Raw genomic sequence first — 4156 nt, forward strand, 5'->3', positions numbered from 1 at the left:
TCCTCGGAAGCGGTGGAGTTCTTGGCGCCGGAGTTGCTGAACCCGGCGGCGAGCGGCACCGTGCGGTCGCCGCGTCGAGCGATCAATTCGCTGTGCCTTGGCGAGCAGCGTCCGTAGGGTTCCTGCATGACGGACGAGAGTGAGCGGGCCGTGCAGGCGGCCATCGATGGGGAGATGCGGCTTCTCGATCCCGAGGTGCGCGCTTCCCCGGCCCGTGTCCTGGAGCTCCTGGATCCGGAGTTCACCGAGATCGGGGCTTCTGGACGCCGGTGGGATGTGAAGTCGATCCTCAGGGTGACAAGCGGCGGCACGGTGTCCCCGGAGTCTCCGGTCAAGGTCAGCGAAATGTCTGGAGTCGTCCTTGCTCCGGGCGTCGTTCACCTGACGTACTTCGCCGACAACCAGGGCCGTCGGGCATGGCGGAGCTCATTGTGGCGTCTGACGAAGACGGGCTGGCGGATGTACTTCCACCAGGGCACTTTGACAGGTTGAGCGGGTGGGACCGCCGCCGGCAAGAGCGGCGGTCGCCCACCCGCCCCACAGGGCAAGCCAGTTCGAACTGCGCCGCCAGGGACGGCCGTCAACCGAAAGAGCGTCGCCCCCCCCGTCATGGGGGCAGGAGCCGGTGCCCTTCTCCGCAGCCGGCAGGCGCACCCGCTCGGCGACCAGGCCGGGAAGCCCGCACCGCTCGGCCAGGCGCACCAGCGGAGCCGGCCCGCCGTACTCGATCAGATTCGGATCATCGAAACCGTACGAAGGCCCTCGCCACGACGTGGAAAGGAGGCATGAGCCCCATCCGACCCGCCCGAGAGGAACCGCCCCCGGCGGGGCGTGATGCCCGCTGAGCTGTGTGATTTACGGGTGGATGCCGTACTTGCCGAGGAAGCCGGTGTCGACGCGCAGGGACTCGAGCAGCACGGAGGCGTTGTCGAGGGTGAAGACGTCGGCGGCAGCCAGGATGCCGGTGTACTTGGCGGTCACCGGCTCCGCGGCCTGACGGATCACGGCGTCGAGGTACGTCTTGAAGATCGCCCAGCCGTTTCCGGCCGGGCCGTACTTCGCGAAGAAAGGCGTGGAGTCCACCGTGTCCATGGCGTCGCGGAGCGCCGCATCGAGGTCGGCGATGTACTGCTTCTGGAGCTCGCCGTCGGCTCGGACACCGAGGCGCCCAAGGTGGCCGCCGACCAGGGTCTTCCACGAGTAGTCCAGCGCGATGTCGTGCGCCTTCACCCAGGCAGGGATGTCCCGGGTGATGGCGAGGTTCTTGAACGGCACCCAGCCCGGGAAGAGCACGTCCACGACCATGAGGGTCTGGTACGTGGGCGCGTGGATGAAGATGTTGTCCTGTGTGTGGTTCGGGCCGTGGTAGTCCAGTTCCAGCCGCTCGCCGCCCACCTCCAGGACGTAGTGGTCGTCGAAGGTCACCGTCGGCAGCGGCCGGTTGGGATCGCGCTCCAGCTTCAGTAGACGGCGTGTCTCGGTGTGGGCGATGCGGACCACGTCCTTGCCGAACAGGCCCGCGGCCGATATGTGGTCGGCGTGGGAGTGGGAGTAGATCATGTACGTGACCTTGGACGGCATGCCGTTGTCCTTGGTGACGTCGTCGATGGCCCGCTGCAGGTTGCCCCCGATCGTCGGCGGTGCGTCGACGAGTACGACGCCTTCGACAGTGGTCAGGAACATGGCCTGGTAGAAACCGTCGGTCACCCAATACAGGTGTCCGCCGATCCGGCCGACGTAGTAGCCGTCCGCGTTCACCGCAGGTCCGAGAGCGCCGGCGGGCACCGGCGCGAACTCCGGCAACTGATCCGACTCGGCCGCCTGCGCGGAGCCCGCCGCGACCCCGCCCGCCAGCCCTGCCACCATCGGCACACCGGCCGCAAGTGCCGCCCCCTTCAGCAAAGTTCGACGCTTTGTGGACTCAGACCTCTGGAATGCTGTCGTCATGGCTAATCCTTCCGAAGCAGAGGACGGAGAGAAGGCCATGCGGTGGGGGTCGCGGCCGTCGATCTCCGAAAACGTGCACAAAAAAGACAACACATGGATCGGTGTTGCCCGCTGGTGAGGTGCTCGATCAGCATTGGCCCTCACACGTCGTTGCAGTACTAAAGGCCCGCCCGGGCCCGCGCGGAACCGGTCGCTCGGGCCCCAGCGCCTTGGCTACCTCGAGGCCAGCCACTCCCGGTACGTGGTCTTCGCGATCAAGGCGTCATCCCCGTCGCCCAGGATGCGGGCGTCACCGTCGGACACCGAGTCATCTCCCACGACCGTCCGCGTGTCACCCTTGGCCTCGAGCGTGATCCGGCCCAGCTCGTCGAGCGTGAACACCTCGGGCCCGGCGACGTTCCGAGTCCCGTTCAGCGGGGCGCCCACAACCACGTCGGCGACGGCCCGCGCGATGTCGGCCGAGGCGATCGGCTGAACCTTCGTCGTGGGCAGCCGCACCGGGTCTGCGTCGTCCGGGAACTGGTTGATGAGCGCGTTCAGGAACTCGTCGAACTGAGTGGACCGCACGATCGAGTAAGGCACCGGATCGGTCTTGAGCAGCTCCTCCTGGAGCACCTTGGCGCGGTAGTACGGGTCGTCCGGGACCTTGTCGACCCCGACGATCGAGAGAATCACCGCGTGCCCGACCCCGGCGGCCGCAGCGGCGGACAGGAGGTTGTCCATGCTCGTCTGGAAGAACGCGAGCGAGGCCTCGTCGAAGGTGGGCGAGTTGCTCAGATCGACGACCACGTCCGCCCTGTCGAGCGCCGCCGTGAGACCGTTGCCAGTGAGCAGGTCCACACCGGTGGACGACGAGTGCGGGACGGCCTTGTGGCCCTCCTCATTGAGCAGCTTGACGACCTGCGACCCAATGAGCCCGGTACCGCCGATGACTGCGATTTTCATGGGAACCTCCGGATCCGGGGACGGCTGGTGCCGCCCCGACGCACCCAAGACACGACGCCGCCGGATTTTGTGACGTCCGGGGAGCACGAAGGGCCCACGACCGTCTCCTGAGGCCGCTCGGGCACGCGGCGGCGGCGGAGCGGGCACGGTGCCGGCCGACGAAGCTCTGAGCACAACGGTCCGACAAGACCGGGGAAGACCCCGCGTGTCTGTCTGACGTCGGCGGGCTACGCTCGCGCCCCTACGCTGAGCACCGCGTCGACCAGCAGGCTCGAGGCGTTCAGCGACGCAGTAAGGTGACAAAGTGCGTTGACATGCACAGCGGCACTCCGACTGCGTCCACCACCGACCCGGCCGGCGCCCGCTCGTACTTCGGCGGCCGGTCACTGGCCAGCGCGCGTTTCACCGTGTTCTTTTGGATCCCCAGATGCGTCGGCCTGGTGTTGGAGGAAAGACCCGTCGGCGTAAGCCGGCGGACCACTGATGGCAACCATCTCGTGTCCCGTCGGCGGCCGCGGTCCGGGGCTACAAGGTCGGCCGCTGGTGCAGGGGTGCGCGGGCCGGCGCCCTGCGGCCCCTATGAGGCAACAGCGCCATGCCCGGGGCCTGCCGAGCAGACGCGACGGGAGCGCTTTTCGTGCAACGCAGGGCGTTGCACCGTGCGGGATGTGGGTTACATCTCATTGGCCGGGGTGTCACATCTGGCGCGTGGCGCGTGTCTGAAGGGCGTCGACAAACGAGGGAGTCGTGATGAGTGGGAGAGCCGAGGTGGTCGTGGTCGGTGGGATACGGGGCGAGAGCGGCCCGCCGCCTGACCAGGCGGGACGGTGTGGCCGTGGCCGGCCGCCTGCATACGTCTCAGCCTGGGCACCGCACAGCCGTTTCCGGTGCCTGGCACGCGGCTAGCCGCGCCACCCCCCTTCTCCGGCTGGACCGGTCGGTGCGGCCGGGGAAGGACCGAGCCGGGGTCCGCATCGCACGGCCCCACACCCCCGGGCACCGTCGGCTCGTCCGGCAGACAGGGTCCTCGGCGCGAGGGAGCACCATCCCAGCGGCGTCGTATGCCGCGGCCGAGCATCAGGCCCGCTCGCCCGCCTGCTCACCCCCTCGCCCTGATCATCAGGCGCGACAGCCGGCATTGGCTGGATACACGTCCAACGGGCTCCGGCGCCCGGGGACCGACCATGAAAGATACAAGTGCGACATGAACAACCACGTCACCGACCCGGCCACCGAGGCCTTCGTCGCCTACCGCGACCTGCTC

At 68.2% G+C, this 4156-nt stretch carries 3 protein-coding genes; 1 reads left to right on the forward strand and 2 read right to left on the reverse strand.

Features of this window, described 5'->3' with window-relative positions:
- Nucleotides 1-126: 126 nt before the first annotated feature.
- Nucleotides 127-492, forward strand: a complete 366-nt coding sequence (locus VXC91_RS42975) for a nuclear transport factor 2 family protein (protein ID WP_329512786.1) — start codon at nt 127-129, stop codon at nt 490-492.
- A gap of 363 nt (nt 493-855) precedes the next feature.
- Here VXC91_RS42975 and VXC91_RS42980 read toward each other — a convergent pair whose 3' ends face one another.
- The gene (locus tag VXC91_RS42980; RefSeq protein WP_329512787.1) at nt 856-1947 is read right to left on the reverse strand and encodes an MBL fold metallo-hydrolase; all 1092 of its coding nucleotides are present in this window, start codon (nt 1945-1947) and stop codon (nt 856-858) included.
- Between the two features lie 213 nt (nt 1948-2160).
- Entirely contained in the window at nt 2161-2892 is a 732-nt protein-coding gene (locus tag VXC91_RS42985) for an SDR family oxidoreductase (protein WP_329512788.1), read from the reverse strand.
- Between the last annotated feature and the right edge of the window lie 1264 nt (nt 2893-4156).

This window comes from Streptomyces chiangmaiensis (assembly GCF_036281785.1).
In the GTDB taxonomy this organism is placed as follows: domain Bacteria; phylum Actinomycetota; class Actinomycetes; order Streptomycetales; family Streptomycetaceae; genus Streptomyces; species Streptomyces chiangmaiensis.

Bases quoted from the DNA above. Each gene is read 5' to 3' on its own strand.
- VXC91_RS42975 (WP_329512786.1), top strand. From the start codon at position 127: ATGACGGACGAGAGTGAGCGGGCCGTGCAGGCGGCCATCGATGGGGAG.
- VXC91_RS42980 (WP_329512787.1), bottom strand. From the start codon at position 1,947: ATGACGACAGCATTCCAGAGGTCTGAGTCCACAAAGCGTCGAACTTTG.
- VXC91_RS42985 (WP_329512788.1), bottom strand. From the start codon at position 2,892: ATGAAAATCGCAGTCATCGGCGGTACCGGGCTCATTGGGTCGCAGGTC.